This is a genomic window from Pontibacter arcticus (assembly GCF_003284895.1).
Lineage (GTDB): Bacteria > Bacteroidota > Bacteroidia > Cytophagales > Hymenobacteraceae > Pontibacter > Pontibacter arcticus.
In genome coordinates this window covers 290,092-310,888 of the sequence record NZ_QMDV01000001.1, presented here as the reverse complement: position 1 = coordinate 310,888, position 20,797 = coordinate 290,092, and the positions used below count along the sequence as shown (strand labels likewise).

Here is a 20,797-nt window from a genome sequence, read left to right as displayed (position 1 = left end):
GCTTTTATACTTTTTGTATGAGCTTTAATTTTTTACAGATGAGGCAATTCCCAATCGCGTACTTTATACTTGTGTTGCTCGTAAGTGCTTGCGGGCAGCCAAACAACACTTCGAGGCAGATACAGCCGGTCGTAACCACTGCTTACACAGCACAGCAAAGAACACCAGAGATTGTGATGCAACCCGAGTTCTATGCCACACAGGATAGTCTGCATTTCTTCCTTCGTTTCGAGGATATACAACAGGCTGTTGAGGTAGCAAAATCAGCAGCGATGCTCACGTTTGATGTGCGAAGCGGGCAGGCAGAACGGGATCCGCTCTTGTTTCAGGATTCGGTTATACTTGGTAAAAAGCTTACCGACGCAGAAGGGCAGCTTTATGTGCAAATTGCTTTAGAGAAACAGTATATAAAAGAGCCCAACGTATTGCACGTAAGGCTTTGGCAGAAGCAGGGCACCCAAGACCAACTCGGCATGAAGCAGAAGGTGGCGTTAAAAGTGGCTATGCTGCGGAAAAATTACCTGCTCACGTTTGCAAAAGATGGCAAGCCGGTTTTTAAGCCTTACATCAGAAGTACAGACAAATTACAGGTTCGACGTTTTTCAGAGAGTACGGATACGATGCAGATACACCGGTTTGCTTCTGATTTTGCCACGGCCCTGCCACCCATGTCTGCAAAGCAGCCGGCAGCATTGCCTAAAAAAGTCGCCTTGGATACATTGTTTGCAGCTACAAACGACACACTCCAGTTTTCGGAAGAAGGCTTATACGTGCTTGCACCTGGTTCCGGGTTTTCAAAAGCCATACTTGTAAAAGCAGCTGCTTACCCGCAATTAACAACCTCCAAAGAAATGCTGGAGCCGCTAATTTATTTAACTACCAGCGCAGAACGGCAAAAACTATTGCAAGCCACCAATACCAAAAAAGCGATAGACGAATTCTGGTTGGGGATAAGCGAAAATAAAGCACAGGCACGTGAACTGATCCGGGAGTTTTATCTGCGCGTAGAAGCTGCTAACAGACTTTATACTTCGCACAAGCCAGGCTGGGCCACCGACCAAGGCATGATCTACATTATTTTCGGGAAGCCTGCCAACATCAGTTACGCCGGCGCGAACACCACGTGGGTCTACCGCCAATCTGAGACATCGCCAAACATGCGGTTCGTTTTTACCAAAAAAGAAGATAACTTTACCGAAAATAATTATGAGTTGGTACGGCGCCGCGAATACGAGGAGAGTTGGTACAACACAGTCGCAAAATGGAGAGCAGGAATAACAAATTTGTAGGCGACCGCTACGGTAGCCCCAGAAAGCCAAAAGAAGATAGAATGGAAATGATTTTCGGGTCGCGCCCCATCTTGGAAGCGATGCTGGCCGGAAAAACATTGGAAAAAATATTTCTGCAAAAAGGAGCTAAAAACCCGACTGTAGATGAAATAGTAACGCTGGCCCGCCACCGCGAAGTGCCTATCGCAACGGTGCCGGTAGAGAAACTCGATAACCTGACGCGTAAAAACCACCAGGGCGCTGTTGCTTACCTTTCGGCTATCTCTTATTCGCCTTTAGATGAGATTATTACGTCTTTGTTCGAAAAAGGGAAAAACCCGCTCGTACTTATACTGGATAGGATAACCGATGTGCGTAACTTCGGGTCGATTGCCCGTAACGCAGAGTGTATGGGCGTGGATGCCATTATAATTCCGAGCCGTGGCGGTGCGCAAATTAATCCGGATGCGATTAAAACATCTGCCGGTGCGTTACACTTAGTCCCTGTTTGCCGCGAAGCGAACCTGAAAGAAACTATCGATTACCTGCAAAATTACGGCTTCCAGATCGTGGCCTGTACCGAGAAAACCGACGATACGCTAACTGATAACAAAGTAGACATGACCGGGCCGACCGCTATTTTAATGGGTAGCGAAGAAGATGGTATTTCACCGGAGTACCTGAAGCGTGCCGATGCCCGTTTGCGTATTCCGTTAATGGGGCAGATTGGTTCTTTAAACGTTTCGGTAGCTACCGGTATCATACTTTACGAAGCCATGAGCCAGCGTTTGCGCGAAGCCAAAGTATAACTGATGTATTATACTCTGCAGGAAGAAGATCATTTCAGAAAGTATAAAAAGAAAAGGCGCTGTAACTACGGCGCCTTTTCTTTTTATACTTTGGATTTTATACTTTAAATAAAGTCTGGGCCTTTTCTGTTTTTTGCGTCGGCCATAAATTCTTTTACTTTCTGCTCTTCTTCCAGTTTGCAGATCATCAATACATTGTCGTGTTCTGCTACAATGTAGCCCTCCAGACCCTGCACTACAACCAAGCGCTCTTTCGGCGTTTTGATGATCGTGTTTTTTGTGTCGTAAAGTATAACTTCGCCGTCTACTACGTTGTCATGTTCGTCTTTTTCGCCGATGGTATAAAGCGAGTTCCAGGTGCCCAGGTCCGACCAGCCGATGTCGCTGAGTAATACAAATACGTTGTCCACTTTCTCCATAATGCCATAATCGATGGATACGTTGCGGCAATGGGAGTAGGCTCTCGTGATAAAGTTCTTTTCGGTCTCGGTGTTAAAGTCTGTTGTGCCTTCATCAAAGATCTCACTGATCTCGGGTAAATGCTGCCGGAAAGCCTTCAGTATACTTTTCACATTCCAGATAAAGATGCCGGAGTTCCAGACAAAGTCGCCGCTGTTCAGGAACATCTCGGCCAGTTCCAGGTTCGGTTTCTCGGTAAAGGTTTTTACCTTTTTTATACTTTGTGCCTCGTCTGAGATGTACTGGATGTAGCCATAACCGGTATCAGGGCGGCTGGGCGTAATGCCCAGTGTTATCAGCACATCATCTTTATCGGCAGCAGCTACGGCTTCTTTTATCACATCCGTAAATACCTGCTCTTTTAAAACAACGTGGTCTGATGGGGTAACTACCAGGTTAGCGTTCGGGTTGATCTGTGCAATTTTGTAGGAAGCATAAGCCACACAAGGTGCCGTATTACGGCCAACAGGCTCCAGCAGGATCTGGTTATCGCTCAGCTGCGGAAGTTGCTTTTTTACCAGGTGCTCGTAATCCTTGTTTGTAACAATAAAGATGTTTTCAGGAGGACAGATATCCTTAAAGCGCCTTACGGTCATTTGTAGCATACTTTCGCCTGTGCCCAGCACATCGTGGAACTGCTTTGGGTAATTGGTCCGGCTAAAAGGCCAGAAGCGGCTTCCGATGCCACCTGCCATAATTACCACATACGTGTTGTTTTCCATGTGATTAAACTAATCCTTCCTTAAGTAGATCGTGAAGGTGCACAAAGCCTTCGAAGTTTCCTGATTTAGTTACAATCAGTTGTGTTATACTTTTCTCCTGCATAATAGCGAGTGCTTCGGCTGCATATTGCTCAGGTTCTATCGTCAGGGGGGAAGGAGTCATGATATCGGCTGCCTTTATACGTTCAATAGAATCAAAATTAGTAAGCATGCGGCGCAGGTCGCCATCAGTGATTATTCCTATCAGCTCTTTCGAATTTTCCTTTACTACGGCAGTGGCGCCCAAGCGTTTAGAGGAAATTTCTATAATAATTTCTTTTAAACTGGCGTTTTCTTCCACAACCGGTGCCTGGTTTTGGAGGTAAATATCGCCCACTTGCAAATATAGTCTTTTTCCGAGAGAGCCACCCGGGTGCAGCTTGGCAAAATCAGTGCTGCTGAAACCACGTGCTTCCAACAAACAAACGGCCAGCGCATCGCCTAAAGCTAAAGCTGCGGTAGTACTGGTAGTAGGGGCAAGGTTGTTAGGGCAGGCTTCGCGCTCTACGTTGGCGTTCAATATAAAATCGGCGCTGGTAGCCAAATATGAATCCGTGCTCGATACCATGGCAGCTAACTGAGAGCCTTTGCGCTTAAGCAATGGTACAAGCACTTTTATTTCGGGAGTATTGCCGCTTTTAGAAATACAGATCACAAAATCCTCGGCTTGTATCATGCCCAGGTCTCCATGGATGGCATCGGCGGCATGCATAAACAAGGCAGGCGTACCGGTCGAGTTAAGCGTAGCCACAATTTTAGAGGCGATGTTGGCGCTCTTGCCGATACCGGTTACCACTACACGACCTTTAATCTTCAAAATGGCTTCGACGCAGCCAACAAAGCTTTCGTCGATAAAATCTGCCAGTCTGCCGATTGCTTCGGATTCCGCGTGCAATACTTTTTTTGCAGAAAGGACTATATTATTAACTATATTCAAATTAAATTTGTGTTAGAGCATCCCGTAAAAGGATATGTTACAATAAGATTACTTTTTCTTTAAAATTTCATGCCAGCCAAACCAGAGATAAATCTCAAGAACAAATTAAAGGAAGTTTTTGGGTATAATCAATTCAGAGGAAATCAGGAACTGATAATAAATAACATTATCAACGACCGTAACACCTTTGTGATTATGCCTACAGGCGCGGGCAAGTCGTTGTGTTATCAACTGCCTGCTTTATCATTACCGGGTACCGCCATTGTGATCTCGCCGCTCATCGCCCTGATGAAAAACCAGGTAGACCAGCTGAATGCGTTTGGCGTGAATGCCCATTTCCTCAACTCAACTTTATCTAAATCAGAAATAAATAAAGTGAAGAAGGAAATAATGGCTGGCGAAGTAAAGTTGCTTTATGTAGCACCGGAATCCCTTACAAAAGAAGAAACTGTAGAATTTCTGCGCGGGGCTAATATCTCGTTTGTAGCCATAGATGAAGCACACTGTATTTCGGAGTGGGGCCACGATTTCAGACCAGAATACCGCCGCATACGGGGCATTATCGACCAGATCGGGAAACTGCCTATTATTGCGCTTACCGCTACAGCTACGCCTAAAGTACAACTCGATATCCAGCGAAATTTGCAGATGGACGAAGCATCGGTATTTAAATCATCGTTTAACCGCACCAATTTATACTATGAGGTTCGGCCAAAGCATAACACCAAAAAGCAGCTGATCCAGTACGTTAAAAAGCACAAAGGCAAAAGCGGTATTGTATATTGCCTGAGCCGCAAAAAAGTAGAAGAAATTGCCGAATTGTTACGGGTAAACGATGTGAAAGCATTGCCTTACCATGCAGGTCTGGAGCCAAACGTACGCATGAAAAACCAGGACGCGTTCCTGAACGAAGATGCGGATGTGATTGTGGCGACCATTGCCTTCGGGATGGGAATTGATAAGCCGGATGTGCGCTTCGTTATCCACTATGATACGCCGAAATCCATTGAAGGCTATTACCAGGAAACCGGTCGTGCTGGCCGCGATGGTCTGGAGGGCAACTGTCTGATGTTTTATAGCTACGAGGATATTGTAAAGCTCGAGAAATTCAACAAAGATAAACCTGTAACAGAGCGCGATAACTCCAAACTGTTGCTACAGGAGATGGCCTCTTATGCTGATTCGGCTGTATGCCGACGGAAGCAATTACTTCATTATTTTGGCGAGGCTTACGAAAAAGACTGTGGTTTCTGCGATAACTGCCTGCACCCGAAAGAGCGTTTCGAAGCACAGCACGAAGTACAGCTTGGCCTGAGAGCAGTGCAGCTAACCAACCAGCGCTTTACCATAGAACATATTACAGCCGTACTTACAGGCCTTAAAAACCAGTACACCACCAGCTACGACCACGACAAGCTGGAAGTATTTGGAGCAGGCAAAGAGCACGACGTACAGTTCTGGAGCTCGTTGCTGCGCCAGATATTACTATCGGAGTATTTAGAGAAAGATATCGAGAACTTTGGTGTAGTAAAGCTTACACAGAAGGGCCTTGATTTTATTCAGAACCCGCAAAGTATAAAAATCACCAAGGATCATAACTTTGAGCAGGAAGTAAAAGAAGACGAGGAGAAAGAAGGCACGCAAGCTGCTGCTGGCCACGATGAAGTGCTGTTCGACCTACTGAAGAACTTGCGTAAAAAACTGGCCAAAGAAAAGAACCTGCCGCCTTACGTGCTGTTTCAGGACCCGTCTCTGAAAGAAATGGCTACTGTTTACCCAACCACCAAAGAAGACATGGCTCACATTGGCGGTGTAGGTATGGGTAAAGTACAGAAGTTCGGAAAGCCGTTCCTGGACCTGATCGTAAAGTATGTTGAGGAGAATGATATTGTAACGGCAGCCGATGTGGTTGTAAAAACAACGGTCAACAAATCAAAGATCAAGATCTACATCATCCAGCAGATCGATAAAAAAGTGGACCTCGAAGAAATCGCCTCGTCTAAAGACCTGACCATGCGCGAACTGATCGAAGAGATCGAGCATATCTGCTACTCCGGCACCAAGCTTAACCTGAACTATTACATCAATAGCATTTTGGATGATGAGCGGCAGGACGAGATCTACGATTACTTTATGCAGGCCAGCACCGATAACATCGGCGAAGCTGTAAAAGAACTGGGAACCGATAACTACACCGAAGAAGACCTGCGCCTGATGCGTATCAAATTCTTATCGGAGTATGCCAATTAAGTATAAACTGCAGCAGATGATCACTGTACAAGTATAAAACCCAAAGTATAAAAAGCCGTTGCCGAATTGCGACGGCTTTTTTTGTTTTACTAGTTTAGAAAATCGTATAATTTATAGTGGAAGACACAAGCGCAAGTATAAATTTTTAACTTCGCGGCATACAGCCAAGTATAACACAACCAAACAACCAGTAAGAGCATTAACCTTATGAATATACTGATTATAGGATCCGGAGGCCGGGAGCACGCCATCGCCTGGAAGCTGAAACAAAGTGAATATTGCGACAAGGTATTTGTAGCGCCCGGCAATGCAGGTACTTCTGAGTTCCATACAAATGCAGCCATCGATATTTATAACTTTGAGGAAGTAGCCAAGTTTGTCTGCGACTTTAATATTATGATGGTAGTGGTAGGCCCGGAAAACGTGTTGGTGGAAGGCATCCACGATTATTTCCAGAACTCCGAGTTTCTGAAGCACGTGCTGGTAGTTGGTCCTAAAAAAGCCGGCGCTATGCTGGAAGGCAGCAAAGAATACTGCAAAGCTTTCCTTCAGAAAAATAACATCCCGACGGCGCGTTACCAAACTTTTACAGAAGCTAAGTATGGCGAAGCTGTAGATTACTTGCGTACGCATTCATACCCTGCCGTACTGAAAGCCGACGGGCTGGCAGCAGGGAAAGGCGTAATCATAGCCCAGACATTTGAAGAGGCATTGGATGCACTGGAAGATATGCTGCGTAACAAGAAATTCGGAAATGCCGGCAGTACTGTCGTGATCGAAGAATTCTTGCAGGGCATCGAAGTATCTGTATTTATACTTACCGATAGCAAAGAATACGTGATGCTGCCCGAAGCGAAAGATTACAAGCGCATCGGGGAAGGGGATACTGGCTTAAATACAGGCGGTATGGGAGCGGTTTCGCCGGTGCCTTTTGCCGATGACGTATTTATGCAGAAAGTGAAAGAACGCGTTATTATGCCTACGCTGCAAGGCATGCAGAATGATAACCTTGATTACAGCGGCTTCCTGTTTATCGGGTTAATGAATGTGAACGGTGAGCCTTATGTAATAGAGTATAACGTACGCCTCGGCGATCCGGAAACAGAAGCGATCATCCCACGCATATCATCGGACCTGTTTGAGTTATTCAGGGCACTGCACGAACATAAGCTCGCCGACTATAAACTGGAAATTGACCCGAGAGCAGCCACTACTATTTTCCTGGTATCCGGCGGGTATCCGGAAGGGTATGAGAATGGCAAAGAAATTACCGGCCTGGACCAGGTAGAAAGTGATGTGCTGGTTTTCCATGCAGGTACAAAAGAACTGAACGGGAAAGTAGTAAATAACGGAGGCCGTGTGATTGCCATTACGGCACTTGGCAATACGATCGAAGAAGCACTGGCTAAAGCTAATAAAGCCGCCGAAACTATTAACTGGAAAGGCCGCTACTATCGCCACGACATAGGCTTCGATTTAACACAGGTATCAGTTAAATAATATAAAGTATAAAACAGAAAAAGCCGGTAGCAGTACCGGCTTTTTCTGTTTTATACTTTATGAAGTACTAGCAATAAGCTTCGAAAGCACCCTGCAGGTTATCTACAATGCGCTGCAGTTCGTTGCCTTCAATGTGGTAGCGCTCGATCATGTGCACCAGCTCACCGTCTTTAAATAAAGCGATAGATGGAGATGATGGCGGGTAAGGCAGCATAAACTCGCGGGCTTTGGCTACAGCATCCTGCTCCATACCAGCAAATACGGTTACCATTTTTGCAGGCTTTTTATCAGAAGCGGCTACCGCCATTTTAAGGGCAGGGCGCGCTTTAGAAGCCGCACAACCACATACAGAATTTACAGCCAGTAACACAGTGCCTTCGCCTTTCAGCGCCTGCTCTACTTCTTCGGCAGTTGCCAGTTGCTCAAACCCGACAGATGTCAAATCTTCGCGAATCGGAGCTACCATATATTCAGGATACATTCCCATAACAGATCAATTTAAATTAAAAAATTAGTTGCTGCAAAAGTAACAAAATTATAGCATAAAAAGGTGTCAAAATATACTTCTGGTTTTTGCTTTTTCGCACAAAGTAGACTTAAAAAACAATTTGTGGTACAGTTTAATGAACTTTTGATTTCGGAAAACTCCGTTACTCCATAATCAGTAAACACCGCTTGTAGCACAGAACAGCCAATGCCGGAAGAAGTTTTTTCCCAGACCGTAATTCTGAAGTCAGACAAAAAAGGTACAATTTTTTAAACCCCTTTATTTTGATTGGACCGCTGCAAACTACTACCTACTTATACCTACTTAGCCGGTGCATTAACTTGCCCCAATGACGACACTATGATCCCTACAAACAAACTTGTGCTGAACACGTCATTTGCGAATTGCTACCCAGGCTACCACACCCTTAGTGCAATGAAGAAAAGCTTTTCATTAACGCAATCCATAAAAGTGGATTACTTTTTTATGCCGGAGCGGCAGGGCAAGCCTGCTGAAATTATCATGATCATTAACAACCCGTCACGGTTTATACTGGTACCCACCCGCGAAGAAGACATCGAATTAGAAAGTTTTTACCAGCGCAACGCAACAGAACCAGAACTAACTGCTGGCAGCAAAACGCCTGTCTGGAAAGTGTTTTTCTCGTGGCAGGAACTGGAAGAAGATCATCAGCAGGCTGGTGTTTCAGAAACCATGCTCCATGCCCTAAGTAACTATACCAGACACCTGGATATTCGTAGAGAAGTAGAAGCATATTAAGCTAAAAATAAAAAAGCCTCTCCTTGAAATATGAGAGGCTTTTTTTTGGCTGATAGGGCATTACCCCAATCTCAGTAATGAGTCCTTGCTAATCATTAGAACTGGGTTCGGATGGTTGACTAAGTCTTTGATTGTGGATAATAAAACTATTGTCCTGTGAGATACTTTAAAGTAGGTAGCCCTGGGTACTTATTTCTACATTACCTGCGGACTGTTAGTTTTTATGTACTTCTTCGTTGCTGCCGCATTTAAGCATCTTTTCACCAAAGTATGGGTTTCGGATCTCTTCATTCGAACTCAGCCAGTAAGCCCCCTTATCGTTGTTGGCCATAGGGCAGTGCTGGTAATAAAGCGTCTGACCGGCAGCGCCAAAGGCTTTTGATAAGGCAAATGTTGCTTCAGAAAGCAATTCCAGTTGGCCACGCTGGGCAGCAAGATCTGCCGACTCTCCCATGTTAGCAGCGCTCTGTTTTACTTCGTTAAGCTTTTCCTCAGCAAATGATTTTTGCTCTCCCTGTAAAGCAGAAAATTCTATTTTATCTGCGGTGGCCATAACAGCCTGCGCATCAGTTTGCACTTTTTTGGCATCAGAGGCTACCAGGTCATCTTTTAGCTGGAGGTAACTATCCAGCAAAGCAGCTAATTGTTCTTTCACAGGACCCTCCACAGAAGTATAATCAGGCGTTTCGACTACAGTTTTACCTGTTGCCGGCATGTTATCGCCATGTGCCATGCCTTCGTGGTGCTCGTGGTTTTCTGTTTCAGCAGTCGTGCTTGTTTCCTGCTTATTCTCTGAGCAGGAAGTGAAAATGAAAACTGCCAGGGCAGCGGTTAGAAGTGTCTTTTTCATGATTGGTATTAGGTTATTGTGTAGAAGATTTATTTAAAAGTCAACTGGGAAATAAAGAACTAAAAGAATCAGCACTATTAAGATGCTAACCAGAGTCCGCATGAACCATTTGCGCCATTTAGTATCTGGTTCTTCATCGCCGGTTTTGCAACAATCTTTCATGCAAAGTATAAGTTAATGGTTATGGCCTGGCACAGGATGAGAACCTTTTTTAAGAATGTATTCACTATAAAGTAGATAAGCACCTGTAACCACTACTTTATCGTTTTCTTTTAATCCGGAAAGTATAGCCACGTTTTCAGCACTTTCCGGGCCGAGCGTAACCATCTGCGCCTTAAAGGTGTCTTTCCCTGACTGCACCCAGACATGGCTTCCTTTTTCATCACGTATCACGGCATCTGTGGGTAAAGTTAAAGTCGCATTGCCTGAGCCGGGAAGTATAACATTGGCCTGCATGCCGGGCAGGTACTTCTCATTCGGGTTTGGCAGTTCAGCGCGCAGCACTACTACCTGGCTACCGGCTCTTAACTCAGGGCTGATGAAAGTAACTTTTGCTGAAGCCAGCTCCTGTCCAAAACCTGCTACCGAAACATTGATGGCATCGCCTTCTTTAACATTTGCTGCTTCCTGGGGGTATAACTCAGCTTCTACCCAGATTTTGCCCAGCTTGCCTAAACGGTACAATACAGCGCCTTCCGCCACATACTGGCCTTCAACTGCGGCAACTTCAGTTACTACACCACCGGCAGGCGCTACAAACGTGATGCGGGAGCTTAACTGTTGCTTTAGAGCCAGGTTGCGGACCTGGCCCTGGGTTAAGCCATACAGCAGGAGCTTTTTTTCAGCTGCTTCCAGAAAGGATGCAAAACGTGGATTCTCCTTTCCTAACTCCCTATGCTGCGCCAAAGCCAGCAGGTATTCGCGCTGCAGTGTTAATAACACTTCGGAATATAGCTCATAAAGTGGCTGGCCTTTCTGTATTGTTTGTCCGGGTTCTTTGAGGTACAGTTTTTCGATACGTCCGGCAGCGCGGCTACTCACAACGTCCGTCTGGGTTTCATCCAGTACCAGCTTACCCGTCAGGATGGAGTTGCTGCCAATAGAACCAGACTTGATTCGCTTTGTGGTGATGTTGCCCAATTTTACCTGGCTTTCCATAAGGACAAGTTCACCGCTTTCTTTCCCTGACTGTGATACCAATACCAGATCCATAAAACAGATGGGGCAGGTGCCCGGCTTGTCCTGTACTATTTGCGGGTGCATCGGGCACGTATAGCTTGTAGTTTCTCCTGCTGCGTGTGTTTTCTCTTCGCTGGAACAGGCAACTGTAAGTATGGCCAATAGCAGAAAAAGGATGTTTTTGTATCGTTTCATAATCTGCCCTGCTAGTTTTTAACTTTAATAAAGCTTTCGCTGTCGATCAAGAATTGTGCGTTGGCCGCAATTGTATCAGCCTGTTGCAGGCCCGTTACGAGCTCGATCATATTGCCTGACACTATACCCGTTGAAACTGCAACCGGCTCAAAAACTCCTTTTATCTTTTTAAAGGCCACTGATTTGTTGCCAATATCTAGTACAGCAGCTTTTGGTACCCAGAGAGCAGGGGCAGTGCTATAAGTTGCTTCCGCTGTTACCAGTTGCCCTATCATGGCTAGCTTCTGGCTACCCGGTATATAAGCCCGCACTTTTGCGAAGTTTTGTCCTTCATCAAAGTATGGCTGAACGAAATCGATCTTTGCAGCCAGTGTTTCTTCAGGAAGTTGTGGAAACGTGATCTGCAACGGAGTACCCTTGGTAATAAGGGCAGTAATTTCACTAGCAGATGCGTTAAACTCGGCCCAAAGCTGTGCTGTATTAATTACCCGTAAAAGCTGTTGCCCTGCATTCAGATACATGCCTTCACGGAGTTGGATGCCCTGCTGCCCGGTTGCGGTTGTTGGTACTGAAGTTGGGGTAGTTGTAGCACTACTGCTACCCATGGCATCCATAGTGCCTGCGCTTGCTATAGGAGCTGCAGCCATACTTGCTGTTGATGCCGGTGCCGAAGTGTTTAAATCAATAACATAACCATTGTAAGGACTGTAAAGTGCGAAGGTATAGGTCTCTTCTCCCTTGCGGAGCAGGCGGTTTATTTGCTCGCTTGTTGCGCCCAGGTACTGTAGCTTTTGCCTGGCAGCAGCGATCAGATTTTTATCTTCCGGAGCAGATTTTACTAAGTATAAAAGCTCTTTCTGTGCGGTGATCAGATCCGGGCTGTATACTTCCATCAGTTTCTGACCCTTTCGGACCGGCTGGAAATTATACTTCACAAACAGCTTCTCAATACGCCCACTCACACGTGCAGGCACGGCATAAACACGGCGCGGGTCGTAGGTAATGATGCCATCCATTTTTATACTTGCCTGCCCGTTTTTCTTTATAGGGGAAACAGTGGCAATAGAAGCAACAACGGAAGTATTTGTCGGCCTTATCAGGAAAGCAAGATCTTCGGTTACAGTAATGCCATTACCTTGCGCAGCTTTGGCTACCAGGTCCATGCCGCAGACAGGGCAGGAGCCTGGCTCGGTCTGCACAATTTGCGAGTGCATAGGGCAGGTATATGCGGTGCTGCCTGCTGCCTGCTCTTGCTCATTATCCCTGCATGCCCCCAGTGTGATCATTATAAGCAAGGCCAACAGCGGCAGGATATTATTTCTCAATTTCTTTCTCATAATTTACCACCATTAAGTAAAGCTCCTGCAGGTTATTCAGGTATTCCATCTGCGCCATGTTCAGCGCTTCCCATGCATCGATCACCTCGGGAAGCTGTGCGCTGTTCTGTTCATAAGACAGCATGGTTACATCGTAATTCTTTTGCAGGGCCGGTAAAATTTTAGCTTTATAATTTTCTACATGATGGTGCAAGGCGCTTAGCTCAAGAAGCATACTTTGCATCATGCCCTCGGCTTCGTTCAGGACAGCCTCCCGTTCCTGCTGGATCGCCGCTATCTCCAGGTTCATTGCCTTTGTATTGGCTTTGTACATTCTGGAAGACCAGGGAGCAATTGGTATCGAAACCATGCCCATTGCTGTAAACTGCTGCGGCATCATGTTATCGCGTGGGTACATATGGTCAAAGCGCAATTTAAAATCCGGGAGACGCTGCTGTTTTTCCAATTCCACGTTCAGGCGCATGGATTCTATCGTTTTGTCAAGCCTGCGAACGTCGCTTCGGGCACTGGTAAGGTAAGTAGTATCCAGGTTTGTGTGCTGATGCGCTGGGTCCATAAGGGCTACAGTAGTATCAATTCGGTACTGCAAGTCTTTGGGCATATTCATCAGGATGTTAAGCTGCACATTCTGCTGCCTGATCTGTGTGGCAGTCATTTCCTGCATGTTCTTTACTTCATGCAGCCGCGCCTCTGCTTTATAAATACTGCCTAGTTTGCCCTGGCTATAGGGATAACGGATACGGGCCAGCTTGAGCATGAACTCCATGATGCGCTCATTATCTTTGAGTACCTGCTGTTTTTTCTCCAGCACTACCCAGTTGTAATAAGCAGTTTTGGCCTGCGCACGCAGCTGGTTATAAGTTACCTCTTTGGTAGCCTGCTCAATGCCTGCTCTTGATTTCATGTATTTTTCGCGGGTGCGTAGTTTGATGGGATTGGGAATCTCCTGCTCTGCAGAAATCATCCAGGCCCCTTTATCCCGCTCTTCCATTACCTCAGTTCCAGGATAGGGCGCCATAAACACGCCACCACCAACCATAGGCGCCATCCAGCTTTTAGCGCCTTCCGCATACGTGTTAGCTGCGTCAGCCTTAGAAGTATACATTTGCAACATGGGGTTGCTGGTACTGATCCGTTGCAGTACACTATCCAGGGTTAAAATTTGCTGCTGCTGTGCCAGTACCGGAGTGCCTGCCAGTAACATTACAAATACAAACAACCACTTTACTTTCTTAATGCTCGACATGGTATAGATCTAGTTTACCGTGTTTTTTAAGTTCGTACTCTTTTATTATTTCAAACACAACAGGTGTTACCAGCAGGATGTGGATAGAGGAAGTAAAAACGCCTCCTATCAAGGGAAGCACGATAGGTAGCATCACATCTGTACCTACTCCTGTCGCCCAAAGTACCGGGATCAGGCCAAACAGCGATACCGATACGGTCATGATCTTAGGGCGCAGACGTTTTACTGCTCCTTTAAATACAAAGTCACGAATGTCCTGCTTGGTGATTGTTTCAGAAGAATTCCCTTTCAGTTCAACCAGTTCTTTCATAGCCTCATTCAGGTAAACAACCATCAGCATGCCTGTTTCTACTGCCATACCAAACAAGGCAATAAAGCCCACTGCCACTGCCACTGATAGGTTCACGCCATAGAAGTAGACGATAAACACTCCTCCAATCAGCGCAAATGGAATCGTGATCAGACTAAAGAATGCTTCTTTCAGAGAGTTAAAAGAGAAGTATAAAATCAGGAAAATAATGAGGACTACCAGCGGAATAATAAGCTTTAGGGTTTGCGTGGCACGTACCTGGTTTTCCCATTGCCCGCTCCATTCCAGGTAATAGCCGTTTGGTAAGCCCGTTACTTCACTGTTAATCTTTTCCATCGCCTCCTCCACGGTACTGCCCAGGTCGCGGTCGCGCACGTTAAAGAGCACGGCACCACGCAGCTGTGCATTTTCAGAGTTGATCATAGGAGGGCCATCCGTAAAGCGTATAGCAGCAACTGAAGAAAGCGGGATAGTACCTGCCGAAGCAGTCTGAATCGGGATGCGCTGTATTCGCTCTACACTATTGCGATACTCCTGCGCCAGGCGTACGTTGATAGAGAAGCGCTGTCGGCCTTCAATGGTATTACCGATCGGTGTACCGCCCAGGGCAGACTCCACAATCAGATTCACATCATCTACCGTCAAACCATAGCGGCTCAGCGCGTCACGGTTAATGTCTATCTCCAGGTATTTACCACCTGTTATCGGCTCTACATACAGATCATTCACGCCTGGCACATCGCGCAAGGCAGTCCGTACTTTTTCAGAAACAGAAGCGATAGAGTCCAGATTCTGGCCGTATACTTTCACGCCCACATCAGTTCGGATGCCGGTGGCCAGCATATTAATCCGGTTGATGATCGGTTGTGTCCAGCCATTCACTACGCCTGGAATTTGTAGCTTCGTATCCAGTTCCCGGATAATATCCTGTTTGGTTATACCTTCCCGCCACTCTGACTGCGGCTTGAGCATGATAATGGTCTCGATCATGCTGATAGGGGAGTTGTCAGTGGCGGTGCTAGCCCGGCCTGCTTTACCCAACACACTTTCTACTTCGGGCACCGACTTGATGATTTTATCCTGTACCTGCAATATGCGCTTAGCTTCGGCATTGGAGATATCAGGCAAGGTTACCGGCATAAACAGGATGGAGCCTTCATCAAGCGGCGGCATAAACTCTGTGCCCAAGCTAAAGAGCATAGGTATAGCTACCAGCAAAGCCAGGATGTTTACGCCAATCGTAGTTTTGCGCCAGTTCAGGCACCAACGTAATACAGGTCCGTAAACCCGTTCCAAGGCCCGGTTAATCGGGTTGGCATTTTCATTTTTGAATTTGCCTTTAAGTAAAAAAGAAATAAGTACAGGTGTCAGCGTGATTGCCACGATGGCATCTACAATAAGTATAAACGTCTTGGTCCAGGCCAGTGGACCGAATAATTTTCCTTCCTGCCCTGTAAGTAGGAACACCGGAAGGAAGGAAGTAATTACGATTATGGTACTCCAGAACACGCTGGGGCCTACCTGCTTGGCAGCCTTTTCGATGATCCGGATTCTATCTTCATGTGATAAGTTCATACTATTCTAATTTTGAATAATTGAATTTTGAATAACTGAGTGCTACCGGGTCGTATTCTTTCGGGCTTTTGCCATTACAGATAGTATTTCTGTCGCTTCTTTCATCAGATGGCTTGCTGTTTCTCTTGATGTGGTACCTGACTCTTCAAGCAGCTCCAGCCAAAAAAGTGTTTCGTCGGCTTCCTCTATCACAATGCTGATTTTGGAGTGAAACTCGGCAGATGACCTGGCTCTGCAGGCTGCTCTATAGTTGGCAGCGACAGAAGTAGCTGAGCGCAACAACTGTCGCTTCATGATAGTCGCTTCTTCCGTTTTGGGGAGCAGTTTTGAAAAGAGAATGACATCAATAGCCAGTTTTTTTGTCCTATTCTGAAACTGCTCAATAAATTCTTTTCTTTCTGTGTTCATCTTATTCAGTTATTCAAAATCCGTTTATTCAGAACTCTATTCTTCCTCCATCCACTGTTTGCCTTTCGTGGCATCTGCCAGATGACGGTAGGCGTTCTCGACCATCACAATAGCATCATCCACAATCACGCCTATAGAAAGGGCAATACCGGTTAGGGACATAATGTTGGAAGAGATGCCAAAAGCGTTGAGCAGGATAAAACCGATGGCAATCGAAAGGGGCAGTTGGATCAGGATCACCAAAGCACTGCGCCAGTGAAACAGGAAAAGGAAAACGATTACAGAAGCCACGAGCATTTCTTCAATCAGCGTGGATTTAATGGAATTTACTGACTCGTTGATGAGACCGCTGCGATCATAGACGATGTTGAACTTCACACCTTTCGGAAGCCCCTTTGCAACTTCTTCCATCTTTACTTTCACGTTGTCGATCACCTCATCAGCATTTTCTCCATAGCGCATCACTACAATGCCTCCAACCGCTTCACCTTCTCCATTCAGATCAAATATACCCAAGCGGCTTTCTCCCGTCATCTGCACGGACCCTACATCACGCACCCGCACGGGAATGCTGTTGTTGGTAGCAATGGCTATATTTTGTATTTCTTCTGCTGATTGCAGGTAGCCGGTTGTTTTGATGATATAGCCAATATCGGAAAGCTCGAACTTGCGCCCGCCCGCTTCATTGTTATTAGACCGGATAGATTGGATAACCTGCGGCACAGAAAGCTTATAATAGGTAAGTTTGGTAGGATCCAGCGTGATCTGGTATTGCTTCTGGAATCCGCCGAAAGAAGCTACTTCGCTCACGCCTTTCACGTTCTGTAAGCCAAATTTTACATACCAGTCCTGCAGCGCGCGTTGCTCACCCAGATCCATGCCGGGTGCATCCAAAGTATACCACAGGATATGGCCTACACCGGTTCCGTCCGGGCCAAGGGTTGGTGTAACGCCTTCGGGTAACATATTACCAACAGAGCTAAGGCGTTCCAGCACCCGCTCACGGGCCCAGTATACATCCGTTTGATCTTCGAAAATGACGTATATAAAGCTCATGCCAAACATCGAGCTGCCGCGTACATACTTCACCTCAGGCAAGCCCTGCAGGTTAGTGACAAGCGGGTAGGTCACCTGGTCTTCAATGATCTGGGGGCTGCGTCCCATCCATTCAGTAAAAACGATAACCTGGTTTTCAGACAGATCAGGGATGGCATCTACCTTGTTTGTCTGTACAGCATATAAGCCCCAGCCAAACAGCGCTGCCGCAATAAGCAGCACGATGTATCGGTTACGGAGCGAAAGAGAAATTAATTTCGCAATCATGTAAGTATAGGATTAACCTTAACAGGAAATTTAAGCGCCACAGGAAAGTGGCCAGCAGGGGTGATGCCTAAATGAAAAGGAAAACTGAGCAGCAGATCTCTTTAGATAAAGACACAGCTGCGCCAGCCAACCAAAGGCATCAGGAAATCTGTAAAGTTAAAGCAGGAAGGCTTGCACCAGCACCGGAATGTCTCGTGCTAATGGAGGCGACTCGTAGAAAGCATAAGTCGGTTTAGGATCAGCCTCAGGAGCGAAAAGCTGAAGTATAACTACCTTCATGGCAGCTATGAATTTGATTTCTGAAGTTTTACTAAGTATAAGTGCCTTAGAACTTGAAGTAGCATCCGAATGATCGAAAACGAAGGTCTGGTCGTCGCAGCAATCAGCTGTACTATCTGAAACAGGAACTTTGTGGCAAGAAGGTAGTGGTTCTTTCTGCTGCTCCATCGGGCAATCAGCCACTTCACCGAATAAAGCAAGATCTGCTACCTCACCTCCGCACAAGTGCATCCCTACCGAAATGCCTGTCGAAGAGAAAAGCACCAGCAGTGTTAAGGTAAGAAGTATGATTTGCTTTAAAAATTTCATGTCTTGTGTAATACTACGGCAAAAGTATAAAGTAAGTAGTTAATCTTGTTACATAATTCAGGAAAAGTGTTACATCTAATTATGGTAGCTGCAATTAAATTATAGTAAGTGTATTATGCTAATAGCAAAGTTATTGATGTTCATATCAGTCTGTAACTACAACTACTCTCACTACTTTTCTTATTATGATACCTTTCCTGCAAACTGCTTAAGCTTTTAAGAATAGGATATTCCTATTGCCTACTTAACTAAAGATAATATCGTATCAGATAAAACATTTATAGTCCCAAATACTACACCGTTTCATTTTGGCATTCTTACATCATTAATGCATATGACATGGATGCGGTATACTTGTGGTAGATTAGAAAGTCGTTATAGCTACTCTAATACTATTGTTTATAACAATTTCCCGTGGCCGGAAGCCCCTACAGATAAACAGGTAAAAGCTATAGAAACAGCGTCACAAAAAGTATTGGATGCACGGCTACAATATCCCGGAAGCTCACTAGCTGATCTCTACGACCCGCTTACGATGCCTTCAGTTTTAGTGAAAGCGCATCAAGAACTAGACAAAGCTGTGGACCTGTGTTACAGACCCCAGGCGTTCATTTCCGAAGCAAAGCGCATAGAATACTTATTTGAACTATATGAGCGCTACACAACCGGATTATTTGCGAAAGAGAAGGTAAAGAAAAGTAAGCAATCTTCTTTGTCTGGTATCTAAGGGTGCCATTACCTTAAACTAATTATTACATAGGTTTCAACTTAAAGCATAATAAATTTTAAGTTTTAGCTCTTCGTTATAGTCTTCCTCATATAGTATGGATGAAATGATCTCATATAGTAAATCTTTAGATATAAGATTAGAAGCAACATGAACTGTTACATCTTCCATTCGCTTTATGAACTTCAGGACTAAAAAATCTAAATTATTGATTTCTAAAAAGTATGCAGAAAGGGCAATAGATGCTCTTTTATTTCCATCATTGAAACTGTGATTCTTGTTAACTGAATAAAATAGGTGTGTAAGTTTTTCTTGTATCGTAGGGTAGTAAACATCATTTTTAATGTGCTCTAATGATGCCTCTAGTAGACCTATATTTAATAAGCCCATAACTCCCCCTGATTTGCGGATTATTTCATCATGTACTTCGATGGCATGCTGTATGTCGAAATAAATCAAATCCACCTATCTATCCTTTAGTCTCTTGAATACTTCTATGCTTTCATCTATTCGGTCTTGCAGGCCTTTGCTTTTGTCTCCCAAGAATCTTTGATAGTCTTCAACAGATAAGCATTTAAGATAAGGTTTCAATCTATCATGAATAATGTTTCTCAACCCATAGTCTCTACTAGCCATTTTGCTTCTAGCATCCTCCAACTGAGGAATCCAAAAACGTTGTTCTGAGAATTTTTTTATTAATATGTTAAGTTCACCGGGGGTAAGTTTTCTGCCTAGTTCCTCAAACTTCTCTTTCATCGCATCTGCAATGCCAATTTCAAAAGAAGCTATCAGTTTTAACACTTCTGCATACATAGTATCGCGAGGGTTCTCTTTATCCTCTAGCTGAAGTATCTGTTTATACTCCGATGAGTTCTCATTGAATATTGCTTTGTATATAGCGTCAGTATAAACTGAGTATTTATAAAGGCCCATATCTAAATAATTATTTAGGGCACTTGTAAACTCTTTCCTATAAACAGGTTCACGTGCTATAGATACTAAAAACTCTTCATCCCGTTGATTGATAAATTTTGTCGCTCCTCCAAGTTTTTTATTTAAACCATCGATTACGATGTTTAGCATAGCACTACGGAGTGCTTTGGCTTTTTCGCTTTCAGAAAGAACCATCCCTAAGTTGAGAAATGCTCTAAAGTTAAAAACTCCTAGTTGAGGAGCTTTTGTACCATCTCCTAATAACCAGCCAAATTCAGTTTTGAACTCCTTTAGCCTTTTACCTTTGAAAATCTCATATCCATTATGTTTTAGTTCTTCTTCATGCTGTGAAAGATATCTTTCGATAGTTGAATAATCTATCTCATAAAATTCAGCTACTTGGGCTTTTGTAAATCTATATTCATGTTGAAAAAACATACCTCTTATGCCTAGATAGGCTTGTATGTCTGCGACTGCACTCAGATTATTAAGAATATTCTGACGGTCTATTGCTGAAACAGTTAAGTCTCTCATAAGAAAAATTATGTGGATAACTTGAAATGTTCCCCTCATGGATGAAGGTGACATAATATAAGTTATTGATAATCAGTTGTTTATATTGCTTAAAAAAATATCTTGTTGCTCTCAAGTAGCCATTTTTTTTAGTATAACTATCTTATAATCAACTAATTATACTAAATTGCACTATGCTTATTTTTGCCAATTATAAGTTATCCACATTTTGCTTAGATATGATGGAATTGGACTGAAGAAAAACATCAATAAGTATAGCTCTATTATACTAAAGTCAAGTTAATCAATTTGAAGGTTTAATGCTTGGATTGAATTAAATTTTACTGTAATTAGAATGAGAG

At 44.6% G+C, this 20,797-nt stretch carries 19 protein-coding genes; 6 read left to right on the top strand and 13 right to left on the bottom strand.

The window, feature by feature from the left end:
- The first annotated feature begins 38 nt into the window (after positions 1-38).
- Entirely contained in the window at positions 39-1,289 is a 1,251-nt protein-coding gene (locus tag DP923_RS01380) for a GWxTD domain-containing protein (RefSeq protein ID WP_165838129.1), read from the top strand.
- Positions 1,262-2,077, top strand: a complete 816-nt coding sequence (gene rlmB / locus DP923_RS01375) for a 23S rRNA (guanosine(2251)-2'-O)-methyltransferase RlmB (protein ID WP_112303785.1) — start codon at positions 1,262-1,264, stop codon at positions 2,075-2,077. The genes DP923_RS01380 and rlmB overlap by 28 nt, the downstream gene beginning before the upstream one ends.
- A 104-nt stretch (positions 2,078-2,181) precedes the next feature.
- Here rlmB and DP923_RS01370 read toward each other — a convergent pair whose 3' ends face one another.
- Entirely contained in the window at positions 2,182-3,258 is a 1,077-nt protein-coding gene (locus DP923_RS01370) for a mannose-1-phosphate guanylyltransferase (protein ID WP_112303784.1), read from the bottom strand.
- Positions 3,259-3,262: 4 nt separating this feature from the next.
- Entirely contained in the window at positions 3,263-4,234 is a 972-nt protein-coding gene (locus DP923_RS01365; protein ID WP_112303783.1) for a KpsF/GutQ family sugar-phosphate isomerase, read from the bottom strand.
- Positions 4,235-4,303: 69 nt separating this feature from the next.
- On the opposite strand from DP923_RS01365, the gene recQ reads away from it, so the two are divergent.
- Together recQ and purD are read left to right on the top strand one after the other, a co-directional pair.
- A complete protein-coding gene (gene recQ, locus DP923_RS01360; RefSeq protein ID WP_112303782.1) occupies positions 4,304-6,484 on the top strand; it encodes a DNA helicase RecQ in 2,181 nt (726 codons plus the stop codon).
- Positions 6,485-6,691: 207 nt separating this feature from the next.
- Positions 6,692-7,984, top strand: a complete 1,293-nt coding sequence (gene purD, locus DP923_RS01355; protein ID WP_112303781.1) for a phosphoribosylamine--glycine ligase — start codon at positions 6,692-6,694, stop codon at positions 7,982-7,984.
- 67 nt (positions 7,985-8,051) lie between these two features.
- On the opposite strand, the gene DP923_RS01350 is transcribed toward purD, so the two are convergent.
- Entirely contained in the window at positions 8,052-8,465 is a 414-nt protein-coding gene (locus DP923_RS01350; RefSeq protein ID WP_112303780.1) for a BrxA/BrxB family bacilliredoxin, read from the bottom strand.
- 366 nt (positions 8,466-8,831) lie between these two features.
- On the opposite strand from DP923_RS01350, the gene DP923_RS01345 reads away from it, so the two are divergent.
- On the top strand, positions 8,832-9,251 hold the full coding sequence (locus DP923_RS01345) for a hypothetical protein (protein WP_112303779.1): 420 nt from the start codon (positions 8,832-8,834) through the stop codon (positions 9,249-9,251).
- 214 nt (positions 9,252-9,465) lie between these two features.
- Here DP923_RS01345 and DP923_RS01340 read toward each other — a convergent pair whose 3' ends face one another.
- The 8 genes from DP923_RS01340 to DP923_RS01305 form a co-directional block, all read right to left on the bottom strand.
- Positions 9,466-10,101, bottom strand: a complete 636-nt coding sequence (locus DP923_RS01340) for a DUF3347 domain-containing protein (protein WP_165838128.1) — start codon at positions 10,099-10,101, stop codon at positions 9,466-9,468.
- Between the two features lie 174 nt (positions 10,102-10,275).
- Positions 10,276-11,475, bottom strand: coding sequence for an efflux RND transporter periplasmic adaptor subunit (locus tag DP923_RS01335; protein WP_165838127.1), 1,200 nt, complete (start codon positions 11,473-11,475; stop codon positions 10,276-10,278).
- 11 nt (positions 11,476-11,486) lie between these two features.
- Positions 11,487-12,812, bottom strand: coding sequence for an efflux RND transporter periplasmic adaptor subunit (locus DP923_RS01330; RefSeq protein ID WP_112303777.1), 1,326 nt, complete (start codon positions 12,810-12,812; stop codon positions 11,487-11,489).
- Positions 12,790-14,058 (bottom strand): TolC family protein, encoded by a 1,269-nt coding sequence (locus DP923_RS01325; RefSeq protein WP_112303776.1) that lies wholly within the window; start codon positions 14,056-14,058, stop codon positions 12,790-12,792. Before DP923_RS01325 ends, DP923_RS01330 begins: the two co-directional genes overlap by 23 nt.
- A complete protein-coding gene (locus tag DP923_RS01320) occupies positions 14,045-15,943 on the bottom strand; it encodes an efflux RND transporter permease subunit (protein WP_112303775.1) in 1,899 nt (632 codons plus the stop codon). The genes DP923_RS01325 and DP923_RS01320 overlap by 14 nt, the downstream gene beginning before the upstream one ends.
- 42 nt (positions 15,944-15,985) lie before the next feature.
- Positions 15,986-16,351, bottom strand: coding sequence for a four helix bundle protein (locus DP923_RS01315; protein ID WP_112303774.1), 366 nt, complete (start codon positions 16,349-16,351; stop codon positions 15,986-15,988).
- A 36-nt stretch (positions 16,352-16,387) separates the two neighbouring features.
- The gene (locus tag DP923_RS01310; RefSeq protein WP_112303773.1) at positions 16,388-17,674 is read right to left on the bottom strand and encodes an efflux RND transporter permease subunit; all 1,287 of its coding nucleotides are present in this window, start codon (positions 17,672-17,674) and stop codon (positions 16,388-16,390) included.
- 156 nt (positions 17,675-17,830) lie between these two features.
- The gene (locus DP923_RS01305) at positions 17,831-18,262 is read right to left on the bottom strand and encodes an HYC_CC_PP family protein (protein ID WP_112303772.1); all 432 of its coding nucleotides are present in this window, start codon (positions 18,260-18,262) and stop codon (positions 17,831-17,833) included.
- Positions 18,263-18,491: 229 nt separating this feature from the next.
- On the opposite strand from DP923_RS01305, the gene DP923_RS16605 reads away from it, so the two are divergent.
- Complete coding sequence (locus DP923_RS16605; RefSeq protein WP_317047269.1) at positions 18,492-18,989, top strand: type IIL restriction-modification enzyme MmeI; 498 nt, start codon at positions 18,492-18,494, stop codon at positions 18,987-18,989.
- 36 nt (positions 18,990-19,025) lie between these two features.
- Here DP923_RS16605 and DP923_RS01295 read toward each other — a convergent pair whose 3' ends face one another.
- Together DP923_RS01295 and DP923_RS01290 are read right to left on the bottom strand one after the other, a co-directional pair.
- The gene (locus DP923_RS01295; RefSeq protein WP_112303770.1) at positions 19,026-19,454 is read right to left on the bottom strand and encodes a type II toxin-antitoxin system death-on-curing family toxin; all 429 of its coding nucleotides are present in this window, start codon (positions 19,452-19,454) and stop codon (positions 19,026-19,028) included.
- Complete coding sequence (locus DP923_RS01290) at positions 19,455-20,456, bottom strand: DNA-binding protein (RefSeq protein WP_112304762.1); 1,002 nt, start codon at positions 20,454-20,456, stop codon at positions 19,455-19,457.
- Positions 20,457-20,797 lie beyond the last annotated feature (341 nt).

Bases quoted from the DNA above. Each gene is read 5' to 3' on its own strand.
- DP923_RS01380 (WP_165838129.1), top strand. From the start codon at position 39: ATGAGGCAATTCCCAATCGCGTACTTTATACTTGTGTTGCTCGTAAGT.
- rlmB (WP_112303785.1), top strand. From the start codon at position 1,262: ATGGAGAGCAGGAATAACAAATTTGTAGGCGACCGCTACGGTAGCCCC.
- DP923_RS01370 (WP_112303784.1), bottom strand. From the start codon at position 3,258: ATGGAAAACAACACGTATGTGGTAATTATGGCAGGTGGCATCGGAAGC.
- recQ (WP_112303782.1), top strand. From the start codon at position 4,304: ATGCCAGCCAAACCAGAGATAAATCTCAAGAACAAATTAAAGGAAGTT.
- purD (WP_112303781.1), top strand. From the start codon at position 6,692: ATGAATATACTGATTATAGGATCCGGAGGCCGGGAGCACGCCATCGCC.
- DP923_RS01350 (WP_112303780.1), bottom strand. From the start codon at position 8,465: ATGTATCCTGAATATATGGTAGCTCCGATTCGCGAAGATTTGACATCT.
- DP923_RS01345 (WP_112303779.1), top strand. From the start codon at position 8,832: ATGATCCCTACAAACAAACTTGTGCTGAACACGTCATTTGCGAATTGC.
- DP923_RS01340 (WP_165838128.1), bottom strand. From the start codon at position 10,101: ATGAAAAAGACACTTCTAACCGCTGCCCTGGCAGTTTTCATTTTCACT.
- DP923_RS01335 (WP_165838127.1), bottom strand. From the start codon at position 11,475: ATGAAACGATACAAAAACATCCTTTTTCTGCTATTGGCCATACTTACA.
- DP923_RS01330 (WP_112303777.1), bottom strand. From the start codon at position 12,812: ATGAGAAAGAAATTGAGAAATAATATCCTGCCGCTGTTGGCCTTGCTT.
- DP923_RS01325 (WP_112303776.1), bottom strand. From the start codon at position 14,058: ATGTCGAGCATTAAGAAAGTAAAGTGGTTGTTTGTATTTGTAATGTTA.
- DP923_RS01320 (WP_112303775.1), bottom strand. From the start codon at position 15,943: ATGAACTTATCACATGAAGATAGAATCCGGATCATCGAAAAGGCTGCC.
- DP923_RS01315 (WP_112303774.1), bottom strand. From the start codon at position 16,351: ATGAACACAGAAAGAAAAGAATTTATTGAGCAGTTTCAGAATAGGACA.
- DP923_RS01310 (WP_112303773.1), bottom strand. From the start codon at position 17,674: ATGATTGCGAAATTAATTTCTCTTTCGCTCCGTAACCGATACATCGTG.
- DP923_RS01305 (WP_112303772.1), bottom strand. From the start codon at position 18,262: ATGAAATTTTTAAAGCAAATCATACTTCTTACCTTAACACTGCTGGTG.
- DP923_RS01290 (WP_112304762.1), bottom strand. From the start codon at position 20,456: ATGAGAGACTTAACTGTTTCAGCAATAGACCGTCAGAATATTCTTAAT.